The sequence below is a fragment of the Fumia xinanensis genome (assembly GCF_014384905.1).
Lineage (GTDB): Bacteria > Bacillota > Clostridia > Oscillospirales > Ruminococcaceae > Fumia > Fumia xinanensis.
In genome coordinates, this window is the sequence record NZ_JACRSV010000001.1 from 236,509 (window position 1) to 258,135 (window position 21,627).

18 protein-coding genes are annotated in these 21,627 nt (G+C 48.4%); 8 read left to right on the top strand and 10 right to left on the bottom strand.

Annotation, left to right across the window (positions count from 1 at the left end; genetic code table 11):
- Positions 1 to 28: 28 nt before the first annotated feature.
- Together H8710_RS01160 and ppdK are read right to left on the bottom strand one after the other, a co-directional pair.
- Positions 29 to 2,227, bottom strand: coding sequence for a beta-galactosidase trimerization domain-containing protein (locus tag H8710_RS01160; protein WP_249293555.1), 2,199 nt, complete (start codon positions 2,225 to 2,227; stop codon positions 29 to 31).
- Positions 2,228 to 2,481: 254 nt separating this feature from the next.
- Positions 2,482 to 5,112 carry a pyruvate, phosphate dikinase gene (gene ppdK, locus H8710_RS01165; RefSeq protein WP_249294679.1) on the bottom strand — a complete coding sequence of 877 codons (2,631 nt, stop codon included), beginning with the start codon at positions 5,110 to 5,112 and terminating at the stop codon, positions 2,482 to 2,484.
- A 342-nt stretch (positions 5,113 to 5,454) separates the two neighbouring features.
- Between ppdK and H8710_RS01170 the strand changes: the two genes are divergently transcribed.
- Positions 5,455 to 6,162 carry a GlgC family sugar phosphate nucleotidyltransferase gene (locus H8710_RS01170; RefSeq protein WP_249293556.1) on the top strand — a complete coding sequence of 236 codons (708 nt, stop codon included), beginning with the start codon at positions 5,455 to 5,457 and terminating at the stop codon, positions 6,160 to 6,162.
- A gap of 41 nt (positions 6,163 to 6,203) precedes the next feature.
- On the opposite strand, the gene H8710_RS01175 is transcribed toward H8710_RS01170, so the two are convergent.
- From H8710_RS01175 to H8710_RS01205, 7 genes are all read right to left on the bottom strand, one after another.
- Positions 6,204 to 6,482, bottom strand: a complete 279-nt coding sequence (locus H8710_RS01175; RefSeq protein ID WP_249293557.1) for a hypothetical protein — start codon at positions 6,480 to 6,482, stop codon at positions 6,204 to 6,206.
- A 540-nt stretch (positions 6,483 to 7,022) separates the two neighbouring features.
- Complete coding sequence (locus H8710_RS01180; RefSeq protein ID WP_249293558.1) at positions 7,023 to 7,193, bottom strand: hypothetical protein; 171 nt, start codon at positions 7,191 to 7,193, stop codon at positions 7,023 to 7,025.
- Positions 7,194 to 7,432: 239 nt separating this feature from the next.
- The gene (locus tag H8710_RS01185) at positions 7,433 to 7,600 is read right to left on the bottom strand and encodes a hypothetical protein (protein WP_249293559.1); all 168 of its coding nucleotides are present in this window, start codon (positions 7,598 to 7,600) and stop codon (positions 7,433 to 7,435) included.
- Positions 7,601 to 8,112: 512 nt separating this feature from the next.
- Positions 8,113 to 10,128, bottom strand: coding sequence for a bifunctional 4-hydroxy-3-methylbut-2-enyl diphosphate reductase/30S ribosomal protein S1 (locus H8710_RS01190; protein WP_249293560.1), 2,016 nt, complete (start codon positions 10,126 to 10,128; stop codon positions 8,113 to 8,115).
- Positions 10,121 to 10,720, bottom strand: a complete 600-nt coding sequence (locus H8710_RS01195) for a lysophospholipid acyltransferase family protein (RefSeq protein ID WP_249293561.1) — start codon at positions 10,718 to 10,720, stop codon at positions 10,121 to 10,123. Before H8710_RS01195 ends, H8710_RS01190 begins: the two co-directional genes overlap by 8 nt.
- 20 nt (positions 10,721 to 10,740) lie before the next feature.
- Positions 10,741 to 11,406: a (d)CMP kinase gene (cmk, locus tag H8710_RS01200; RefSeq protein ID WP_249293562.1), complete on the bottom strand. Its 666-nt coding sequence runs from the start codon at positions 11,404 to 11,406 to the stop codon at positions 10,741 to 10,743.
- A 172-nt stretch (positions 11,407 to 11,578) separates the two neighbouring features.
- The gene (locus H8710_RS01205; RefSeq protein WP_249293563.1) at positions 11,579 to 12,787 is read right to left on the bottom strand and encodes a nucleotidyltransferase; all 1,209 of its coding nucleotides are present in this window, start codon (positions 12,785 to 12,787) and stop codon (positions 11,579 to 11,581) included.
- Positions 12,788 to 13,016: 229 nt separating this feature from the next.
- Here H8710_RS01205 and H8710_RS01210 point away from each other — a divergent pair, with 229 nt between their 5' ends.
- A complete protein-coding gene (locus tag H8710_RS01210) occupies positions 13,017 to 14,225 on the top strand; it encodes an acetate/propionate family kinase (RefSeq protein WP_249293564.1) in 1,209 nt (402 codons plus the stop codon).
- 38 nt (positions 14,226 to 14,263) lie between these two features.
- On the opposite strand, the gene H8710_RS01215 is transcribed toward H8710_RS01210, so the two are convergent.
- The gene (locus H8710_RS01215) at positions 14,264 to 15,094 is read right to left on the bottom strand and encodes an AraC family transcriptional regulator (RefSeq protein WP_249293565.1); all 831 of its coding nucleotides are present in this window, start codon (positions 15,092 to 15,094) and stop codon (positions 14,264 to 14,266) included.
- 128 nt (positions 15,095 to 15,222) lie between these two features.
- Between H8710_RS01215 and H8710_RS01220 the strand changes: the two genes are divergently transcribed.
- From H8710_RS01220 to H8710_RS01245, 6 genes are all read left to right on the top strand, one after another.
- Positions 15,223 to 16,512, top strand: a complete 1,290-nt coding sequence (locus tag H8710_RS01220; RefSeq protein ID WP_249293566.1) for a Gfo/Idh/MocA family protein — start codon at positions 15,223 to 15,225, stop codon at positions 16,510 to 16,512.
- A gap of 297 nt (positions 16,513 to 16,809) precedes the next feature.
- Entirely contained in the window at positions 16,810 to 18,486 is a 1,677-nt protein-coding gene (locus tag H8710_RS01225; RefSeq protein ID WP_249293567.1) for a formate--tetrahydrofolate ligase, read from the top strand.
- A gap of 189 nt (positions 18,487 to 18,675) precedes the next feature.
- Positions 18,676 to 19,812 (top strand): FtsW/RodA/SpoVE family cell cycle protein, encoded by a 1,137-nt coding sequence (locus tag H8710_RS01230; RefSeq protein WP_249293568.1) that lies wholly within the window; start codon positions 18,676 to 18,678, stop codon positions 19,810 to 19,812.
- 36 nt (positions 19,813 to 19,848) lie between these two features.
- Positions 19,849 to 20,397 (top strand): 16S rRNA (guanine(966)-N(2))-methyltransferase RsmD, encoded by a 549-nt coding sequence (gene rsmD / locus H8710_RS01235; protein ID WP_249293569.1) that lies wholly within the window; start codon positions 19,849 to 19,851, stop codon positions 20,395 to 20,397.
- 36 nt (positions 20,398 to 20,433) lie between these two features.
- The gene (gene coaD / locus H8710_RS01240) at positions 20,434 to 20,922 is read left to right on the top strand and encodes a pantetheine-phosphate adenylyltransferase (protein ID WP_249294681.1); all 489 of its coding nucleotides are present in this window, start codon (positions 20,434 to 20,436) and stop codon (positions 20,920 to 20,922) included.
- 93 nt (positions 20,923 to 21,015) lie between these two features.
- Positions 21,016 to 21,477, top strand: coding sequence for an ATP synthase subunit B family protein (locus tag H8710_RS01245; protein WP_249293570.1), 462 nt, complete (start codon positions 21,016 to 21,018; stop codon positions 21,475 to 21,477).
- Positions 21,478 to 21,627 lie beyond the last annotated feature (150 nt).

Sequence of the window (21,627 nt, forward strand, 5' to 3'; positions counted from 1 at the left end):
ATCTTAAAATGTAACAGTCGCTTTTTGTTTAAAAGCAGAGTTTCACCAATGCATAGCCTGAGAACAAATCTGCAGGGATGGTGATCTGATATTCATCTTCACCGATTTTGCAAATGGATATTTCCTGTTCTGCGTCTATTTCAGGAGAAGCGATAGTTGCCTTTACATTCTCTCCCAATTGAACACGATCCAGTTTTACCACAAGTTCCGGGAGAAGTTTACGATCCGGATCCGTATCCATAAATTGGGGAAGAGGCTCATCTACCTCTACGTAACTGTCCGTCTGGGAAACCATGTTAGCTGTATTCACCAGATGGAGCGCCATTCCGGGATTCACTCGATACAGAGTGGGAACGATGTTAGGAGCACCCACGACAGAGATTCTTTTTCCGGCCAGAAGGGAAACCATTCCGCCGTTCTCCTGCTTCATAGCATCGATTTGGGCACCTTCCACAAACGTTTTTTCATCTGGGTTTGGATTCTTCCAGGCGGCGGGCTGGATAGGATTGTCACCAGTTTCACCGGAGAAGAAAATAATTTTTCCCTTGCCGATGGATTCGATGACGCCCGCACAGAATCCGTCTTTTGTCTCGGCGAAGGTAGTACCATTTGTTTCTACAAAAATGTTATAAACCAGTGCTTGTTTGAGCTCCAAGGTTTTCCCGTCATAACGCACCGTAACCGGCGTTTTGGCGTGGAAGGGAGCTGCTTTAGATTTCATCCCCAAAATTTTGAGGGCTGTATTTAAATCACGGTGCTGGTAGGTATCGTTCTTTTCGGCGAAAACACCCGAAACATAGAGAGTGCCGCCCCGTTTAACATATTCTTTCAGCTTCAGCAATTCGGCATGATCCATTGCCTCGACGCTGACAGCGGCAATCATTTTGTTCTGACACAGCACATCTACAGTATCCTCTTCAAAAACCATATCACAGCCGATGCCGGATACATAAGCGGATTCGATATAACTCATGAGCGGCTTCATGAATTTCCTCGGGGCATCATGATCACAGCAGTCACGGGTTTTTTTCGAGAAGTAGAAAGAAATATCGCTGAGCTTATCTGGCTCGAAATAGAATTCCTCGTTCTTTTTCTCAAAAACGCGATAATCCTTATCAAAGAGGGTAGGAATGGTGCCGTGGGTGCCCGTGAAAAGCTGTCCCCAAGAACGGGAGAGTGCCCATCCTGCATAGGTACTGTCCTTGGTCGAAGGATACATCAGTGCCATGGAGGGGACATTGTAGCGGCGGGCAAGAGCATAGCGATGAACCGCTTCGCCGGCGAAGCAGACATACGACTCCCGAATAATACCGCAGCATTCCTGGAAAATATAATCCCAAAGGGGTGCGCCGCCCTCAAAGCCGTAGCAAGTCGTATCAAAGGGCAGAACTTCCGCACAATACGCGGGACGCATGGGGTCAAAGCCTAAGCTCTTATAAAATTTGTCCAGTCGGAAATGAAAATCGGCGCTGCTCTGTTTCTTAAATTTTTTCCAGGCAATATAGGCAGGATCGCTGTAATTTTCGTAAAAAGCAGCCCAGTTTTCCGGCGAGGGGAGTTCATAGCCGGTTTCGTTTCTAAATTTTTCTCGGCAGTATTCACAGGTGCAGGCAGTGCCTCCACCAAACCACTGCACATCGTCGTTCATAATGCCGTCTACGCCGGTGGCAATGATTTTTGCCAAGTGTTCTTTATAGGAGGTTTCATAGGCCGGATGATTGAAGCAGTGGGCGTTTCCGTTATAGTGCTTGAAAATCCAATCCATGTTTTTCCCTTCGGTGTGAATATAGGAGCTGAGGGCTTTTTTTCCGGTACTACCGTCTATCTGGGCAAAATCATCCATTCTTGCGCCGCCCAGTATGGGATTTGCCTGGGATGTTTCAAAGAAATTCGGAAAATCTTCCAAATCCTTGTGGGCCTGCCCTTTCTTCACCACTTCCCAGTGTATGGGTTCATAAGTGAGATGGGTGCTATGATGCTCGATTACCTTGATTCCGTACTTGTGAAAGGCCTTTGTAATTTTGCCAATTGTTTCAACGATGTCGTCCCAATAGGCCCAGAAAGAATATCTGAAGTGGGTGCCGAAGAGGATGATGGTTGTAATCCCATTCTCCTTGTATTCCTTAGCATCTTTTTCAAATCTTTCACTATCCCACTGAAAAATCTTCTCTGCACCGTACCAGTACCAACCGAATCGTTCGTTCCAAGCGTCGGAATTTTTTTCCATTTTGATACACGCCCTCTACTGTCATAATCAAATTTGGGTTTATCTAGTAGAAGATAGCATAATAAAAATTATATGTCAAGGCATATTATCCACAAAAATTGGATTGATATTTCGGAATCACTTTTTTACCCTCTGTCGCATGGATCTGAGTTCTTCCATAGTATAAAAATAGAGCGTGCCCCCTCAATTCCCGTGGTTTTGAGGGCACGCTCTATTTATTATTTTAGATATTTTTGGGGTTCAACGTATTCCGATTACTTAGACGCTTTGATAGCAGCTTGAGCAGCAGCCAAACGAGCGATCGGGACACGGAAAGGAGAACAGGAAACGTAATCCAAACCGATGTTGTGGCAGAACTCAACCGAAACGGGGTCACCGCCGTGCTCACCGCAGATACCACAGTGAATGTTGGGACGAGTTTCTTTGCCGAGTTTAACAGCCATCTTCATCAATTTACCTACGCCGTTCTGGTCAAGTTTTGCGAAAGGATCATTTTCGTAAATCTTTTTGTCGTAGTAAGCGGTAAGGAATTTGCCAGCGTCGTCACGGCTGAAGCCGAAGGTCATCTGAGTCAAATCGTTGGTGCCAAAGCAGAAGAATTCAGCCTCGGTGGCGATTTCGTCAGCGGTCAGGCAGGCTCTGGGAATTTCCATCATGGTGCCGACTTCGTATTTGAGATCGGCGCCTGCTGCAGCGATTTCAGCATCGGCAGTAGCAACTACTACGTCTTTGACGTATTTCATTTCCTTTACTTCGCCGGTCAGGGGGATCATGATTTCGGGAACGATGTTCCAATCAGGATGCGCTTTCTTCACATTAATAGCAGCGCGGATGACAGCAGCAGTCTGCATTTTTGCAATTTCGGGGTAGGTTACTGCCAGACGGCATCCACGATGACCCATCATGGGGTTGAACTCATGGAGGCTGGAGATGATGTTCTTGATATCCTCAACAGTTTTACCCTGCGCTTTTGCGAGAGCAGCGATGTCGGCTTCCTCGGTGGGAACAAACTCGTGGAGAGGAGGATCGAGGAAACGGATGCAGACAGGATTGCCTTCCAAAGCCTCATAGAGCTTCTCAAAGTCGCCCTGCTGGTAGGGGAGGATCTTAGCGAGAGCAGCTTCTCTTTCTTCTACGGTATCAGCACAGATCATTTCACGGAAAGCAGCGATTCTTTCCGCCTCGAAGAACATGTGCTCGGTACGGCAAAGACCGATACCCTCAGCGCCCAGCTCTCTTGCTTTCTTAGCGTCAGCAGGAGTGTCGGCGTTGGTGCGGACTTTCAGGGTTCTAAACTCGTCGGCCCAAGCCATGATGCGGCCGAATTCGCCGGCGATTTCAGCGTCAACGGTGGGGATGATGCCGTCGTAGATGTTACCTGTAGAACCATCGATGGAGATGTAATCGCCTTCGTGGAAGGTTTTGCCGCCGAGAGTAAACTTTTTGTTTGCTTCGTCCATGATGATGTCGCCGCAACCGGATACGCAGCAGGTACCCATACCACGGGCGACAACAGCAGCGTGAGAAGTCATACCGCCGCGAACGGTGAGAATACCCTGAGAAGCCTTCATGCCGGTGATGTCTTCAGGAGAAGTCTCCAGACGGACGAGAACGACTTTTTCTCCTCTTGCATTCCAAGCATCTGCATCTTCAGCGGTGAATACAGCTCTACCGCAAGCAGCGCCGGGAGATGCGCCCAAACCTTTACCCATGGGGGTAGCGGCTTTCAAAGCTTTGGTGTCGAACTGAGGATGGAGCAGGGTGTCCAAGTTACGGGGGTCGATCATGGCGACAGCCTGTTTCTTGTCGATCATGCCTTCGTCTACCAGGTCGCAGGCAATTTTGAGAGCGGCTTTTGCAGTTCTCTTACCGTTTCTGGTCTGGAGCATGAAGAGTTTACCGTGTTCAACGGTGAACTCCATGTCCTGCATATCTCTGTAGTGGTCTTCCAAAGTAGCGCAAACTTCATTAAACTGTTTGAACGCTTCCGGGAATTTGTCAGCCATTTCAGCGATGGGCATGGGTGTACGAACGCCGGCGACAACGTCTTCGCCCTGTGCGTTGGTGAGGAACTCACCCATCAGGCCGGGTTCGCCGGTAGCAGGGTCGCGGGTAAATGCAACACCAGTACCGCAATCGTCGCCCATGTTGCCGAATGCCATCATCTGCACGTTGACAGCGGTACCCCAGGAATAGGGAATATCGTTGTCACGACGGTATACGTTTGCGCGGGGGTTATCCCAGGAGCGGAATACAGCCTCAACTGCGCCCATGAGCTGCTCTTTGGGGTCAGAGGGGAAGTCCTGGCCGATTTTCGATTTGTATTCAGCTTTAAACTGACCAGCGAGGGTTTTGAGGTCGTCAGCGGTCAAATCAACGTCCTGAGTAACGCCTTTTTCCGCTTTCATTTTGTCGATGAGCTCTTCAAAGTACTTTTTGCCGACTTCCATAACAACGTCGGAGTACATCTGGATAAATCTTCTGTAGCAGTCCCAAGCCCAACGGGGATTGCCGGACATTTCGGACATTACTTCGACAACTTCTTCGTTCAGGCCCAGGTTCAGGATGGTATCCATCATACCGGGCATGGAAGCGCGCGCACCAGAACGAACGGAAACGAGGAGAGGGTTATTTTTGTCGCCGAATTTTTTGCCGGTGATGCTTTCCATCTTGTCGATGTATTCCATGATCTGAGCCTGGATATCATCGTTGATTTTTCTGCCGTCTTCGTAGTACTGTGTGCAAGCCTCAGTTGTAACGGTGAAGCCCTGAGGAACAGGAAGACCGATGTGAGTCATTTCTGCCAGGTTTGCACCTTTACCGCCGAGAAGCTCACGCATGGTTGCGTTACCTTCTGAGAACAGGTAAACATACTTTTTCTGCATCATTATCTACCTCCAAAATTTTATACACAATTACAAGTCCGCTGACAACATTTCTCGAAAAAGGGAAAAGGTCCGCGAACAAGAATGGTTACACGATATTGTAATTTTGGTCAGGAAAAAGCCAAATTATGCAATTTAAGGAGCATTTTTCCATTCCCGTATCATTATATCAAATTTAATATGATTTTTCCAGTATTCTATAAAATTTATTTTTTTTTTCACAATTACCCAGAATTTTGAACATTTTTCTCCTTGTACTTTACAAACCGCATAAAAATTGGGATAATAGTATGGTAGTATGGTTCATAAAATTGCTTTGACAGAAAAGGAGGAAGCGTTACAATGGGAGATTTTTTGAAGACGATGGAAAAAAAGGAGAAAAAACGGCTGAAAATTTTAGAGCGGCTGTTTGAAAAAGGCGTAGAGTTTTTGTCGCTAGATGGCGTGCTTATCGATGACACGGTGGAAGTGGGGAAGGGGACGGTAATTTACCCGGGTGTCGTCCTGAAGGGCGGAACTATAATTGGAGAGAACTGCACCCTCACTTCCGGCACACGCATCGAGGATTGCATTATTGGAGATGGAACGATTATCAACGCGTCTCAGTGCTATCGTTCAAAAATTGGCGATGAAGTGAAAATCGGGCCGTTTTCCCACATCCGCCCCGATTCGGATATTGCCGACCATGTGAAGATCGGCGATTTCGTCGAGGTGAAGAACTCGACTTTGGATGTAGGGGTGTCGGTGTCCCATCTGACATACGTGGGCGACAGCGACATCGGGCGGAACGTGAACTTTGGCTGCGGCTGCGTCACCGTCAACTACGACGGGGTACACAAGGCACGCTGCAAGGTGGGGGACAACGCTTTTATCGGCTGCAACACCAATCTGATCGCTCCGGTGACGGTGGGGGACAATTCCTTTATCGCAGCGGGCTCCACCATCACCGACGATTTGCCCGACGAGGGATTCGCCATCGCCCGGGCGCGGCAGGTGAACAAAGAGGGGTTGGGGGGCGAGAAGCTCAAAGACCGGAAGCTCAAATACTGATCGTTGAAAAAACGGAGCCAAATGAGGCTCCGTTTTTTGTTTCAAATTCCTTGTTCGATGAACAACTCTAAGAGGGAGGAAAGCAGCTTTCCGCTTGTAATCAGGGTAAAATCCGGGTAATCGTCCTGACGGTCGATTTGGAGCGCCTGTAGAATGGCCATACGGCAGTGGCGTTCCGGCTGAATTTTCATGGCGTAGTCATATTTTCCCACCTGCATAGTGACGGTGTAGCTGGCGCAAAGCGGTTCCAGGGCGGCGTTTTGGTTGAGGCGGCCGCAGAGATAGTCGTAGCGGTCTTTTTTTAAGTCGCGGATAATCATTGAGTTCTTCCTTTCAAGTTTAGATTCCAGCAAACCCTTGAAAGAAATTGTGACGCATGGTATAATATTTACGCCGCAAGTTCCTTTCAGGATTTGTTGGTGTGGGGAAGTGGCTGTTTCTTTTGTGAGAGGAAGCCACTTCCTTTATTTTATGTCCTGAAGCTCATGGTATAAGCTTTTGATGCTTCGACGTATGGTTTCAGAGCGGTTGACTTCTAATTTGTCTTGACAGTATCGGAGCTGTTCAAAAGTTTCTTTGTCCACTCTGGCCTTTACTTCGATTTCCAAAGGCTTTTCCGGATGAGGCCCAGGTTTTTTCCGTGCCGTCAATGGATCACCTCCTTCTAACTTTAGGCACAAGTTAATTATATATCTTGGGCCTAGAGTTGTCAAGAGGAAAATCATTTTAAGACGGATTAGATTCCAATAAGCCCTTGAAAGAAATTGTGACGCATGGTATAATATTTACGCCGCAAGTTCCTTTTAGGATTTGTTGGTGTGGGGAAGTGGTGTTGTTTTGACGGACATGCGCCACTTCCGTTATTTTATGTCTTTTAGGGCATGGACGCCATCCCTCACCGCTTCCGTTTGCGTTTTTTCTTTGCGCCTACAGTAGTCTTGCAGGATTGCAAAATCTTCGTCGTTGACTCTGGTTTGCACACGATGGGGTTTGGGATCTTCGGTGGGTCTGCCCATTTTTTTTGCAGACAAAAGTTCACCTCCTTTTTGTATGCAAAACTATTATACAACTATTGCATACAAAAGTCAATGAATTTATTGCAACTTTTCCAAAATGCTTTGCCAACATTTTAAGACGGGTTAGATTCCAATAAGCCCTTGAAAGAAATTGCAACACATGATACAATATTTATGCCACAAGTTCCTTTCAGGATTTGTTGGTGTGGGGAACGGCGTGTAATGTTTACCGACAGTTGCGCCGTTTCCTGTTTTTATTTGTCTTTGAGCGAGCGAATGCCTTCCCGAATACCTTCCGGGCGACGCTTTCCTGTGCGTTCACAGTAATCGTCCAATATCTTTGCATCTTTTTCGCTGATGCGGATATCCAGCCGGATGGTTTTAGGGTCGTCAGTCGGCCGCCCCATTTTTTTGGTCGGCATAACGCACCTCCTTTCTACCGACAAAAGTATTATATACTTATTACCGACAAAAGTCAATAGCTTTATTCCAACTTTTCCAACAGGCTCTGCCAACCTTTCAGGTATCCGTAGGGGCGAACAGTGTTCGCCCGTGGGGGTTACTGTCCTAGGGTATTGCTATATAAAATCGCGGGCGGAGCAGAGCCCCGCCCCTACATCCTACGTCGGTTTGAGAACTAAAAAAGGAACTGCCAATAAGCAGTAGGGGCGAACTGTGTTCGCCCGTGGGCGGTCTTTTGTGAGTCCGCGTTTTTACACATGAATTTTGTTGTCCGCGGGGCGATGCCCTCATCGCCCCCTACAATTTTTCGGGAATATTAGAAGGATAGGTAGGGGCGGGGCTCTGCTCCGCCCGTGTTTTATATAGGTTTTCCGGTAACCGCGGGGCGATAAGACATCGCGGTCACCGGAACATTCCGATTGAACGAAAAAATCCCCCGCTTTATTACAAAGCGGGGGATAACTTTTAAAAATTATTCGATGGTCACGCCTTCGATACCTTCCAGGTCGGCAGCGTAATCGGAAATGGGCTCTTCCTCTGCGGGAGCTTCTTCCTCAGCAGCGGGAGCTTCCTCTTCCAGGGTAGCGCGGATGGAAAGGCTGACTTTCTTCTTGTCGAAGTCGATGTCGATGATCTTCGCGTTGACCATGTCGCCGACAGTCAGGACATCAGCAACTTTTGCGATGTGCTGGTTGGCGATCTGGGAGATGTGAATCAGGCCGTCAACGCCGGGGATGATCTGTGCAAACGCACCAAAAGTGGTGATGGAGACGATCTTGACCGGAACGACCATGTCAATGGCGTAGTCGCGTTTGAAGATTTCCCAGGGGTTGTCTTCGCTCTTCTTGTAGCCCAGGGAGATTTTCTTCTTCTCGGTGTCGATGTCTTTGATGTATACTTCGACGTTGTCGCCGACGTGAACCACTTCTTCAGGGGATTTGATTCTGGTCCAGCTCAGTTCGGTGATGTGGATCATACCGTCGACGCCGCCCAAATCAACAAATGCACCGTAAGAGGTGATGGATTTGACTTCGCCGTGGTAGACCTTGCCGATTTCCACGTTCGCCCAGAATTCTTCCTGTTTTGCTTTCTTCGCTTCCATGAGTACAGCTTTGATGGAACCGACTGCACGACGGCGTCTGTCGTTGATTTCGATTACCTTGAACTGTACTTCCTTCTTGAGCAGGGTGTTTAAGTCTTCGACGCGGCGGTCGGAAGTCATGGAAGAAGGAACAAAGATTTTGATATTGTTGGTGAGGACCAAAACGCCGCCTTTGACGACATCGGTGACAACACCGGTCAAAACGGCCTGATCTTCATAAGCTTTGCAGATTTCATCGAAGCCCGCTTCTGCGTCGCAGCGCTTCTTGGACAGGGTGACGATACCTTCCTGATCGTTGACTTTCATGACAACGAGCTCGATCTCGTCGCCTTTTTTGATTTCGGTTGCAAAGTCGTAGTTGGGGTCGTCGGAAATTTCAGAGGCGGGAACAATTCCGGCCTGTTTTGCTCCGACATCCACGTGGATTTCATTCGGAGCGACGGTGGTGACGATGCCTTTTACCCTTTTCCCTGTATATAATTTCTCGTTAAGAGATTGCTCCAAAAGTTCCGCGAAGTCGAGCTCTTCGCCTTGGTCTTTGATAATTTCACTCATGGTATTTAGAACCTCCTTGATTATATCAGCCGGGGTAGAAGCACCGGCAGTAACGCCTATACTATTATGGCGTAAAATCTGCAATTTGTCAAGTTCTGATTTTGTTTCAATCAGAACCGTTTCGCAGTACCGGCTGCATATCTGAAAGAGTTTCCTTGTGTTGGAACTGTCTTTTCCGCCAATGACAACCATGTAGTCGGACTTTTGTGCGATTTCTACTGCTTCCTGCTGGCGACAACTAGTCGCACTACATATTGTATCAAATATCGAAACATTTGTATAGAGGTTTTCGATATTTTGTTGGAAATTTCTCCATAATTCTTGATTAAAAGTAGTTTGAGCTACAATCGCTACAGGTTTTTCACGATTCTGTTTTAAATTGTCCAAAATTTCTGTGAGTTCTTCCAAAGTTTCAAAGGTGAAGACCGGGCCGCCGCAATGGCCTTTGATACCTTGCACTTCCGGATGCTCTTTGTTGCCGGCGATGAGGATGACGCGGCCCAAAGCCGACTGCTCGGCGACGATGCGGTGGATTTTCAGGACGAAGGGACAGGTGCAGTCGACGACTTCTTTGCCGTTTAACGCGTCGTAAACCGAAAGGGGAACGCCATGGGAACGAATGATGACCGTCTGGCCATTTTCGATGTCGTCCACGCTGGCCACGGAGCGGATCCCCTTTTGCTCCAGCCTCTTGACGATCTGCGGATTGTGGATGATGGGGCCAAGGGTCACGGCATTTACGCCGCTGTCCGCCAGGTCGAAGGCTTTGTCCACGGCCCGGGCAACCCCAAAGCAGAAGCCCGCCGATTTTGCCACGGTGATTTTAGTCATGGATTTCCTCCAACATACCGGTGAGGGTGGCAGTCAACAGCTTGTTGGCCTGTTTCAGCTCACTTGGAGAAGTACCGGTGATGCCCAGGGTTTGGTTGGAGATCACTTTGCCGTATTTGACGGTGACGGTTCTCCGCAGAATTTTCCGTTTGCCTTTTTTGACGACGCAGGGAAGCAAGTCGCCGCCGGTTTTGGAGGCGACGACGATTGCGCCGGACTTAAGTTTTAAAAGTTTGCCGTCTTTGGTGCGGGTTCCCTCTGGGAAAATAGCCAGAACATGGCCGCTGTTCACCACCTCGACGGCCCGGTCGATGGCAGCGGTGTCTCCTTTGCCGCGTGCGACAGGAAAGGCTCCTAAAGCGCGGACGATGGAGGCGAGGACAGGAATGTGAAACAGCTCCTCTTTGGCCATAAAAAAGCACTGAGGCTTCACTCGGACAGCAACCAAAATCGGGTCCAAATCCGAAATGTGGTTGGAGCAGAGGATAAAGCCCCTATCCTCAGGGATATTTTCAAGGCCCTCGAACTTCAGGTGATAGAGGAGGTGGACAAAGGCGTTGGTCACAGCACGCCCAAAGTTATAAAAGCTCATGGTATTCTTCCTTCTGCGGGTTATTTCATCCGGGAACGGATGACGGTTTCCAGTTTATCGATAGACTCTTCCAAAGTACATTCTGTGGTGTCCACTAAGATTGCGTCGTCAGCCTGTTTTAATGGGGCGATAGCCCGGTGGCTGTCATTATAGTCCCGCTGCTTGATTTCCTCATGAATTTGCTCAAATTCCACCTTCTCGCCTTTTTCGGTCAACTCTTTGTATCGGCGGCGGGCTCGTTCTTCAGAAGAAGCAGTGAGGAAAATTTTGATATCGGCATTTGGCAGGACAACGGTTCCGATGTCGCGACCGTCCATGACCACGTTGTTCTCTTTGGCGAACTGCCGTTGAAGATTTAAAAGAAATTCTCGTACTTCCGGGTGGGCTGAGACATTGGAGGCAGCCATGGACACAGGGGGTCTGCGGATGTCGTCGGAAACGTCCTTTTCATTTAAATATACGTGCTGTGCGCCGTCCACATAACGGATTTGTACATTGATTTCCGGCAGGAGGGCAGCCACGTCCATCTGGTTAGCCGTATCTTTACCCTTGTTGAGCACGTATAGGCCAATGGAACGGTAGAGCGCTCCGGTGTCTACGTAGATAAATCCCAGCTTTTTGGAGACCGCTTTTGCAATGGTGCTTTTTCCTGCGCCGGAGGGACCGTCTATTGCAATCGAAATCATCGAGCATCTTCCTTTCTAATAGGTGTTTAATATAGAAAAACCAGGTTGCGGGGACGGCGTCCGTTCGGAATCCGTCCGCAATCTTTGATTGCGAAAACGGGTCAGGTTCTTATAACAACAAGGTTCTGGGGTACCCGTCCGCAATCTTTGATTGCGAAAACGGGTCAGGTTCTTATTTCCGTCCTCCTGTGCGGATAGCGAAGGGGCGCTTGTCCTGATACTCCGAGTTCCCCGCTGGGATTTTGGGGCAGGCGTAGCGGAATAGGTCAGTGGCAAGAGCTTCCTTTTCAGCTAAAACAGGAAAATCTTCCTGGAGCTTTGCAAAAGAGTGGTAGATGGGGAGAGTCGCCGTTTTCTTTGCCTCCCGAAGAATTTCTTTTCCCTTGGAATCGAAGGCCAGGACCCGGATGTAGGAGGGGGTGGTATCCATCAATTCTTTCTCGATGCCCAGCAGCGCACAGATGATCACGCGTTTCAGGCGACTCATGGTGTAACGCTTGGTTTTAACCCGTTTGAGAAAATCATCGATGGAGACAGCGTTTTTTGCCTCGGAACAAAGACGATATTCCAGTCCTTCAGAAACATCCGGCAGACGGGCAAAATCCTCCGGAGTCATGGTACGAAGCTTATAAAGGACCGCCGTAGTCAGCTCGTACATAGATGCCCCCCCTGTTTTGAGAGCGAAATCCTGTCGAAACAGATGAAACGCTTCCTCAGGGAAGAAACGGTTCAGATCATAAATATCCCGTTGCTGGAGGGTTTCACGGATGAGGGACGCGCTGGCGTATCGGGCGGAAAATTCTTTGCTGTCATGTCCCGGTCCCTTTCGCCGAAAAGTGATAGGTTCCATGGAAGAATCAGTCATCTGGAGCGCCTTTAAGTATTCAATGCCTAAAATGTTGTTGGGCGTGCGGAGAAGCCGGGATACTTCCAATCCAGCAATTTGTTCTACCGCCTTTTCCCGAGCTTTGGGGAAGGAAAACCCCTGATCCAAAAAGTTGGACAGCTCGGCGGAACCATTGATTTTCGTACAGGCTTCCGCACAACGGTATAGTTCCTGCAAATCTCCTGATTCGCTGCCAAAAGATAATCCGTCTACGAGACCCAATGCGTTCAAAAGGGAAACGCCGGCCGATGCGAATTTTTCCGCACTGGCGACGGCGTAGACGGCAGGCAGTTCAATGACCAGATTAACTCCCGATTTTACGGCGGCAGACGCCCGGGTCCACTTGGAAAAACAGGCGACTTCTGACCGCTGTACTACATTACCGCTCATGACGGCGACGATGTGGCTGTAACCGGCGGCCCGGGTCTGCCTGATGTGGTAAAAATGCCCGTTGTGGAAAGGATTGTACTCTGCAATAATCCCCGCAGTTTTCATATGTCGTCCTCACTGTAACAGCTTTGCCATTTTTCAGGAAATGGAAAGAAATACTTGAAATTTGAATTCTATTATATTAATATATAAAATAGTATTCGGAAAGTCAATAGCGCAAGTGCCTTGACTTTTCCCAGAAAGTCCAATTTAGTTAAATTTCATAATTGGAACGATAAAATATTAGCGGTTATTCCCGGTTTTGGGGATGCCGCCGAAAGGACAGGGAAAACCCATGAAAATTTTGGTTATTAACGCGGGAAGTTCTTCATTGAAGTATCAGCTCATTAATATGGAGGACGAGCATGTTATCGCAAAGGGAAACTGTGAGAGAATCGGTGCAGAGGGAGGAAGGATTTCCCACAAAACCGCTGATGGAGTGGAAATCAAGCTTGACTGTGAGTTCCCCACTCATACTGAAGCGTTTGAAAAATTGGTTGAAGTTCTGACCAGCGGTAAAGGGAGAGTGTTAGACGACCTTTCCGAGATTTCCGCAGTGGGCCATCGCATCGTACAGGGGGCAGAGCTGTTTTCCGAGTCGGTTCTCGTCACCGAAGAAGTCATCGAGAAAATCAGTTCTATTTCTGAGTTGGCCCCCCTTCATAATCCTGCCCATGTGCTGGCGTTGAGAGCCTGCCAGAAAGTATTCGACCCGTCGGTTCCACAAGTCGTCGTTTTCGATACCGCGTTCCATCAGTCCATTCCTGATTACGCCTATACCTTTGGCGTTCCCTATGAAGATTATCTGGAATTCCATGCGAGAAGATACGGTTTTCACGGCACTTCCCACCGCTATGTTTCTCAGAGATATGCTAAATTGATTGGCAAAAATATCAAGGACTTAAAAATCATTACCTGCCATTTGGGCAACGGTTCTTCCATTACCGCCATCAACGGTGGTAAATCTATTGACACTTCCATGGGCTTTACCCCTTTGGACGGCGTCATTATGGGTACCCGATCGGGCAGCATCGATGCTTCTTTGGTTCTCTACCTGATGGAGAAGAAAGGTTTTACCCCCAAAGAGATGAGCGATTATCTTAATAAAAAATCCGGTTATCTGGGTATTTCCGGTTTTACAAACGACGATCGCGATATCCGCAAAGCAGCCGCAGAAGGAAATAAACGCGCTCAGTTAGCCGGTGATATCTTGCGCTATGGCATCAAGAAATATATTGGTGCTTATACGGCTGCTATGGGCGGATTGGACGCTGTGATATTCACTGGCGGCATTGGAGAGAACTCTGCTCCAGTCCGGGAAGGGGCCTGCGACCACATGGAGTACCTTGGGATAAAACTGGATCTTCAAAAGAACCTGGATTTAAACCGCAAAGAGGGCGAAATTTCTACTCCCGATTCCAAAGTCAAGGTTTGGATCGTTCCTACCAATGAGGAGTTACTAATTGCCCGGGATACTAAAGAGATCATCAATAAAATCAAGTAAGTAAAATCACAAAAGCCCCCGAATTTCGGGGGCTTTTGTTATACTTCTTTTTCTTTTGCCTTTTTTCGGTATTCAGTAGGCGTAAAGCCGGTAAACCGCTTGAAGGCCTTGGAAAAGTGGGAGACACTGTCAAAGCAGAGGGAATTGGCAATTTCGGTAGCAGTGATGTTACTCTCCAGTAAAAGTGCCTGGGCCTTGTTGATTTTCCGCTTCTGAATGTATTCTGAGACCGAGCATCCCAGCTCCCGTTTGAATATCCGATAGAGGTAGGAGCGCTCCACGCCCACGTGGTCAGCGACATCTTCCACCGTCAGATGGTAGAAACATCGATCTTCTATATACTGGACGGCACTTTCGATATAATCCTGGGCCGGGCGTCCCCAGGCAACGGTTTCCTCAATGATACAGGAAAAAACTAGATAAAGGTAACCAATCATGGCGTATTCCTTGTAACCGGTATCTTTGGAGGCATTGTAAAGCTTTTCCATATATTCCTGCACCCGAGGAAAATTTCCACAGGAAAATACGGGATTTTTTTCGGTGAGATTTGCCTTTTCGAGCATTTTTCGAGCTTCGGTGCCGTTAAAGCCTACCCAGTGGTATTCCCAGGGATCGTCACTGTCAGCCCGGTAATAAGCAGTGGTATTAGGAGAAATCATGAATCCCTGGCCCGCCTGGATAGGATAGGTATTTCCGCCGTAGGTGAATTCTCCCTTTCCTTTGATTATGTAATGGATGACGTAGTGATCCCAGATGCCCGGACCGTAGGAATGGTTAGGGCCGCATTGCTGCCAGCCGCACTGGTACACCGCAAGGATAGGGCTGGGCTTTTGGTCGATGACATAGATTTTACCAACAAAGTTCGGCATACTCTCATCCCTTCAAAAACAACATGAGTACAAACATTAACCCCAATTTTCTCTTTTTATTATACCATGAGAATTCTATAATGAAAAGGTATTAAAGTACATTTTATTGTAAAAAGGATGGGGTACATATGGAACGAAAAGTAACGGTAGCAGTAGTAGGCCTGGGCGGACGGGGAAGCGTTTACGCAGAGTGTGAGGCGCTTTATTCCGAAGAGATGGAAATCGTGGCAATTGCCGACATTATCCCAGAAAAGGTGGAGAAGTGGGCCAAGAAGTACAATATTCCCAAGGAGCGCTGTTTCAGCAGTGCCGAGGAGCTGCTGAAGGAAGACCGTTTAGCTGATGTGATGTTTATCTGCACCCAGGATCGGCAGCATGTGGGCCATGCTATCCCCGCGTTGGAAAAGGGCTATCATCTGCTGCTGGAAAAACCCATTTCCCCCGATCCAGCCGAGTGTAAACGTTTGGCGGAAATCGCTAACCGCCATAACCGTCATGTAGTGGTCTGCCACGTGCTGCGGTATACGCCTTTTTACCAGAAAATCAAAGAGATCATCGACTCCGGCACCATTGGGGAAATCGTTTCGATTCAGGCCATCGAGAATGTGGCTTACTGGCACCAGGCACACAGTTTCGTTCGTGGAAACTGGCGCAACTCGGATATGACGAGCCCGATGATTTTGCAGAAATGTTGCCACGACATGGACATTTTCGTCTGGCTTTCCGGCAAAAACTGCAAACGGGTATCCTCTTTCGGTTCTCTGACCTTGTTCCGGGAAGATCGAGCGCCGGAAGGCTCCACTCTTCGCTGTGTGGACGGATGTAAGGTCAAAGAAAGCTGCCCTTTCGACGCCGAGAAAATTTATATTACCAATGAAAACACCGGTATTCTTCACGAAAATTCCGGCTGGCCTTGCGATATTCTTGCATTGGAACCTAGTGAAGAGACTGTCCGAGAAGCTTTAAAGACCGGTCCCTATGGGCGCTGTGTCTATCACTGCGACAATAATGTAGTGGATCATCAGGTAGTAAACCTGGAGATGGAGGACGGCTCCACCATAAACTTTACCATGTGCGCCTTTACAAACAAAACAGGCCGCGCCATCAAGGTGATGGGCACCTTAGGCGATATCGAGGCCAACAATGATGATAATATCATCGATGTCTGCAAATTCGGCGGTGAACACGAGATTATAGATGTGACGAAACTTGCCTCCGATTTCAGCGGCCACGGCGGCGGAGATAAGAGGCTCGTCAAAGACCTTCTCGATCTGGTGCATAACGAATGTGCTCCCGGTTCGGCCCTCACCTCTATCGATAAGTCAACCCAGAGTCACTACATTTCACTGGCACTGGAGGAATCCCGTATTCACAATGGTGAGATGATCGATATGGATACCTATATCAAAAATATATAGTGGAAAGTCAAATCCCGGCGGTGCAACGCCGGGATTTTGTTTTAATTTGCAGTTGCGTGGCATTGGGATTTTGTGGTATAATAACCTCACGGCGTGAGCCGAAGCCTTGTTCTACAAGCCTTCGGACGCCTGAGAGAACATTTTATCACAATTTGGGGCTATCGCCACTGATTGCGTTTTGCGCAATCAAATGGTGGTTTAATATCCATAAATGATTGTTTCTACGCACCTATTATCGGTCATATCAATAAAGAATAGGCGGATGCCGTTCTCAGGATATTTATTGGAGGGTTAATTATGCTGTCTGATATCGAGATTGCACAGCGTGCAAAAATGCTGCCCATTGCGAAGGTTGCAGAAAATTTGGGAATTGATGCCGACGATTTGGAGTTTTACGGCAAATACAAGGCAAAGCTTTCCGACGAGCTCATTGAGAAGTGTAAGAATCGCAAAGACGGAAAGCTCATTTTGGTCACTGCCATCAATCCTACTCCCGCCGGAGAAGGGAAGACCACTACGTCGGTTGGACTGGGGCAGGCTATGCATAAGCTGGGCAAGAAAACGGTTATCGCCCTTCGGGAACCCTCTCTGGGGCCGGTGTTTGGCATAAAGGGCGGCGCCGCAGGAGGCGGATACGCTCAGGCGGTTCCCATGGAGGACATCAATCTCCACTTTACCGGCGACATGCACGCTATCACGGCAGCCAATAACCTGCTCTGCGCCCTTATCGACAACCATATGCAGCAGGGGAATGCGCTGGGCATCGACCCTCGCCGTATTTTATTTAAGCGCTGCCTCGATATGAACGACCGGGCGCTCAGGAACATAATAGTCGGCTTAGGCGGCAAGATGAACGGTATTCCTAGGGAGGACGGCTTTATCATTACGGTGGCCAGTGAGATTATGGCAATTCTTTGCCTCGCCGATGATCTCAATGACCTGAAAAAGCGCATTGCTGGTATCTTAGTAGGGTATACTTATGACAATAAGCCTGTATTCGCCCGGGATTTAAACGCCCAGGGCGCTATGACTGCTTTGCTCAAAGACGCTTTGAAACCCAATTTGGTGCAGACGCTGGAAAATACCCCTGTACTGATGCACGGGGGACCTTTTGCTAATATCGCCCATGGGTGCAATTCCGTCCGGGCGACGAAATTGGCCCTGAAGTTAGGGGATTACGTCATCACCGAGGCAGGCTTCGGCTCCGACCTGGGAGCGGAGAAATTTTTCGATATCAAATGCCGGTACGCGGGACTTTCTCCCGACTGTGTTGTCGTCGTGGCGACGGTTCGCGCGTTAAAGTATAATGGGGGTATCCCCAAGGCTGAGCTTGCAAGCGAAAATGTAGAAGCGCTCCAAAAGGGCATTGTTAACCTCAAGGCCCACGTGGAGAACATGCGGAAGTTCGGCGTCCCCGTTGCGGTTGCTATCAACCGTTTCCACACTGATACCGAGGCCGAAATTGCCGTAGTGGATCAGTGTTGTAAGGAGATGGGTGTTCCTTATGCTCTGTCCGAGGTGTTTGCCAAGGGTGGAGAAGGCGGCATCGAACTTGCCGAGACGGTTTTGGACGTTTTGGAAAAAACCGAGGGTCAATGTGAATTTAAACCGATTTACGAACTCAAGCAGCCTCTTGAGAATAAAATCGAGGCAGTCTGCAAAAATATTTATGGAGCTGACGGGGTCGAGTATTCTGCTGCGGCCAAAAAGGCTATTGCTGAAATCACCGATTTGGGGTTTGGAAATCTTCCTGTCTGCATGGCGAAGACCCAATACTCTTTGTCTGATGACCCGAAGAAACTAGGCCGCCCAACCGGCTTTATCATCCACGTTTCTGAGGTAAAGGTATCGGCGGGAGCGGGATTTGTCGTCGTTCTTACCGGTAGCATCATGACAATGCCGGGCTTGCCCAAGCGCCCAAGCGCTGAGCTCATCGACGTGGATGAAAAGGGAAGTATTTCCGGACTGTTCTAATTGCAAAACAGTTTGTGGTGAGTCCTTTCCGGCACATCATTTGGCCATTCCACAAAAGAGCAGCCAGTTTGCCGCCGCCTTTTGTGGAATTGCTGTATTTTTGAGAAAAGCTTCCTATTTATATCCATCCAAGCGGTTTATATCCAGACGAAAGGAGTTCTTTGCGACAGCAAGGGTATGATAGTAAATATGAAAAACATTTGGCTTGCCATCAAAGGGTATTTCCGGCGTCTGGACAAAGTGCTGCTCCTGCTCTGTCTGATCGCCGTCTCGTTTAGCTGTCTCATCCTTTATTCCGAACTGCGGGCCGGCTTTATCTCCACCGGATCACGGCGATTCAACCCATTTACCATGCAGGTCATTGCAGCTATAATCGGAATCGCAGCGTTGCTCGTCATGTCGGTAATCAACTATCGTTTTATGGCGAAAATTTGGTTTATTCACCTGCCCATTACGCTGGGGCTGGTTCTTCTGACTTTTACGAATCTTCCTATTGTCTATCAGCCGCCCGGATCGGACGATACGGCCTGGTTGCGGATTGCGGGCCTTTCTCTTCAGCCATCGGAGCTTTTAAAATTTTCTTTTATCCTGACCTTTGCGCTTCATCTGTCTAGGGTGCGGGAGGAACTGAATAAACCCAAAAATCTACTGTTTTTGTGCCTCCACGGTGCGGCACCTTGCCTGCTTATTTTCATTCAAGGTGATATGGGCTCAGCGCTGGTGTTCTTTTTCATTTTTCTCTGCATGATTTTTGCGGCGGGTATTTCCTATAAATATGTTTTTGCGGGAATGGGGCTTATGGCCATTGCGGCACCGGTAATCTGGTTCAGTGGACTGCTGCCTGATTACCTGAAACAACGGTTTACCATTCTGGGGGACTTATCCAGCGACGCGCTGGGCTTCGGCCATCAGCAGTTAAACGGCAGGCGGATTTTAGGTTCCGGTATGCTTTTTGGAAAAGGGCTTTTTTCCGATGATCTCAACTGGGTGTTCGCTTTGGAAAACGATTTTGTCCTGGCTCACGTAGGGCAGACACTGGGATTTGTTGGGTGTGCGTTTGTTGTCTTGCTATTAACGGCGATTTGTGTTAAAATACTACTGACAGCGCGAATTTCGTCGGATCCTCTGGGATGCTACATCTGCGTCGGTGTGTTCGGCATGTTTATGTTCCAGTCTATTATCAATATCGGAATGGTTCTGGGTGTACTGCCTGTCATCGGCATTACGTTGCCGTTTATGAGTGCCGGAGGAACCTCCATCATCACCTCATTTGTTTCCATGGGGCTGGTGATGAGCGTGTATTCTTTCAATAAAGGGCGTAGCTAATCAAAAATCAACCAACGAAAGGCTGATATTATATAAATGAGAGTCATTACTGGTACAGCGCGGGGAAGGAAACTCCTGGCTCCTGATGGGATGGACACCCGTCCCACCACGGATTTGGTCAAGGAGGCCGTCTTTAGCGTCATCCATTTTATTGTGCCTTGTGCCAATGTGCTGGACTTGTTTGCAGGTTCGGGGCAGATGGGTATTGAGGCATTGAGCCGCGGCGCAAACAAAGCAGTATTTGTCGACAGTTCCCGCAAGGCTCTGGATGTCATTAAGCAAAATGTACAGAATACAGGTTTTGCAAAGCAGGCCAAGGTTCTCTCCGGCGACGCCGAGAGCTTTCTAAATAACGCAGTGGAGAAATATGATATTATTTTTCTCGACCCACCCTATAATCAAGGGTATCCGGATAAACTCCTGCCAACTTTAGGGAAGCCTCTTTCCCAAAACGGCGTTGTTCTCTATGAGCATGACAAAAAGGAAGAGCTTCCTGAAGAGACGGAGGACCTTGTTTTAAAAAAACGGTACCGCTATGGGCGGACCATGGTCAGCTCCTATGTCCGCAAGCCGGATGAAAATTAGAAAGGAAGGCCGGTTTATACGGCCTGCAGTATGACGATGAAGATTGCAGTTTGCCCGGGCAGTTTCGACCCTATCACTCTGGGCCACATCGACGTTATCAACCGAGCTGCCAAGTTGTTCGATCAAGTGATTGTTCTGATTTCAGTAAACGCGGCCAAGCGCTCTGTATTTACCAAAGAAGAAAGGGTGGAGTTGGCGAAAAAAGCTACCGCCCATCTGCAGAATGCGGTTGTGGATTCTGACGACGGGCTGTTGGCGGATTATTTGAAAAAAAAAGGCGCCTGTGCCATCGTTAAGGGCCTAAGAGCTGTTTCCGACTTTGAATACGAATTTCAGATGTCTCTGGCCAACAAAAAGCTGAACCCTGAGGCTGAAACCATTTTTTTGACGGCGGCGGGGGAAAATATGTATTTGAGCTCCAGTCTGGTCAAGCAGATTGCGAGCTTTGGAGGCGACATCAGCGGCTTTGTGCCGGAATGCATCGCTGAGGATATTAAAAAAAGGCTGATGAGAAGCAGAAGTTAGCCGCAAGGCTTTTCTGTGTATGCCAAAAGTATCAATGCCGTCGCGCGGGCAGCGAACCAGAAGATTTTTCGCGCGGAGAAACGGAGTTAACCCATGAACAACAATATTGACAGTATTTTGATGATGATGGAAGAAATGCTGGACAGCGCTTGGAGCATTCCCATGTCCCACGGAAAATGCATGGTCGATGTGGACAAGTTCAGGGAGCTTGTGGAGGATATCCGTCTGCACCTCCCCGTGGAAATCAGCAAGGCGCAGGAAATCGTCAACGACCGGAAAATTATTTTGGACGATGCTAAAAAAGAAGCCGAAATGGTGATCCGCGTGGCGGAAGAGCGTGCGAAAAAGCTCACCGATCAAAACGAAATCGTCAAGCAGGCTCAGGCCAAAGCCAACGAGATTCTCAGTAACTCCCAGTTGCAGGCCAGAGAGCTCAAAAAGGCCACCAGCGATTATGTGGACGCCATGCTCCGCGCCAGCGAGGAGCAGCTGTCGAAGAATCTAAACGAACTTCGGTCGAAACGGCAGGCTATTAAAGTGAACAAACTGGGATAAATTACATACGAGAAAAATCAGGCGGGGATTCTTATGAATCCCCGCCTGATTTTTTGTGGGCAGTTTGATTTCGCCATGCAGCTGCCAAAAAGTTATAATATATTTTTGAATTCAGTGAAAAAGCTGACGGTTATTGGTCCGCCCGTCGCT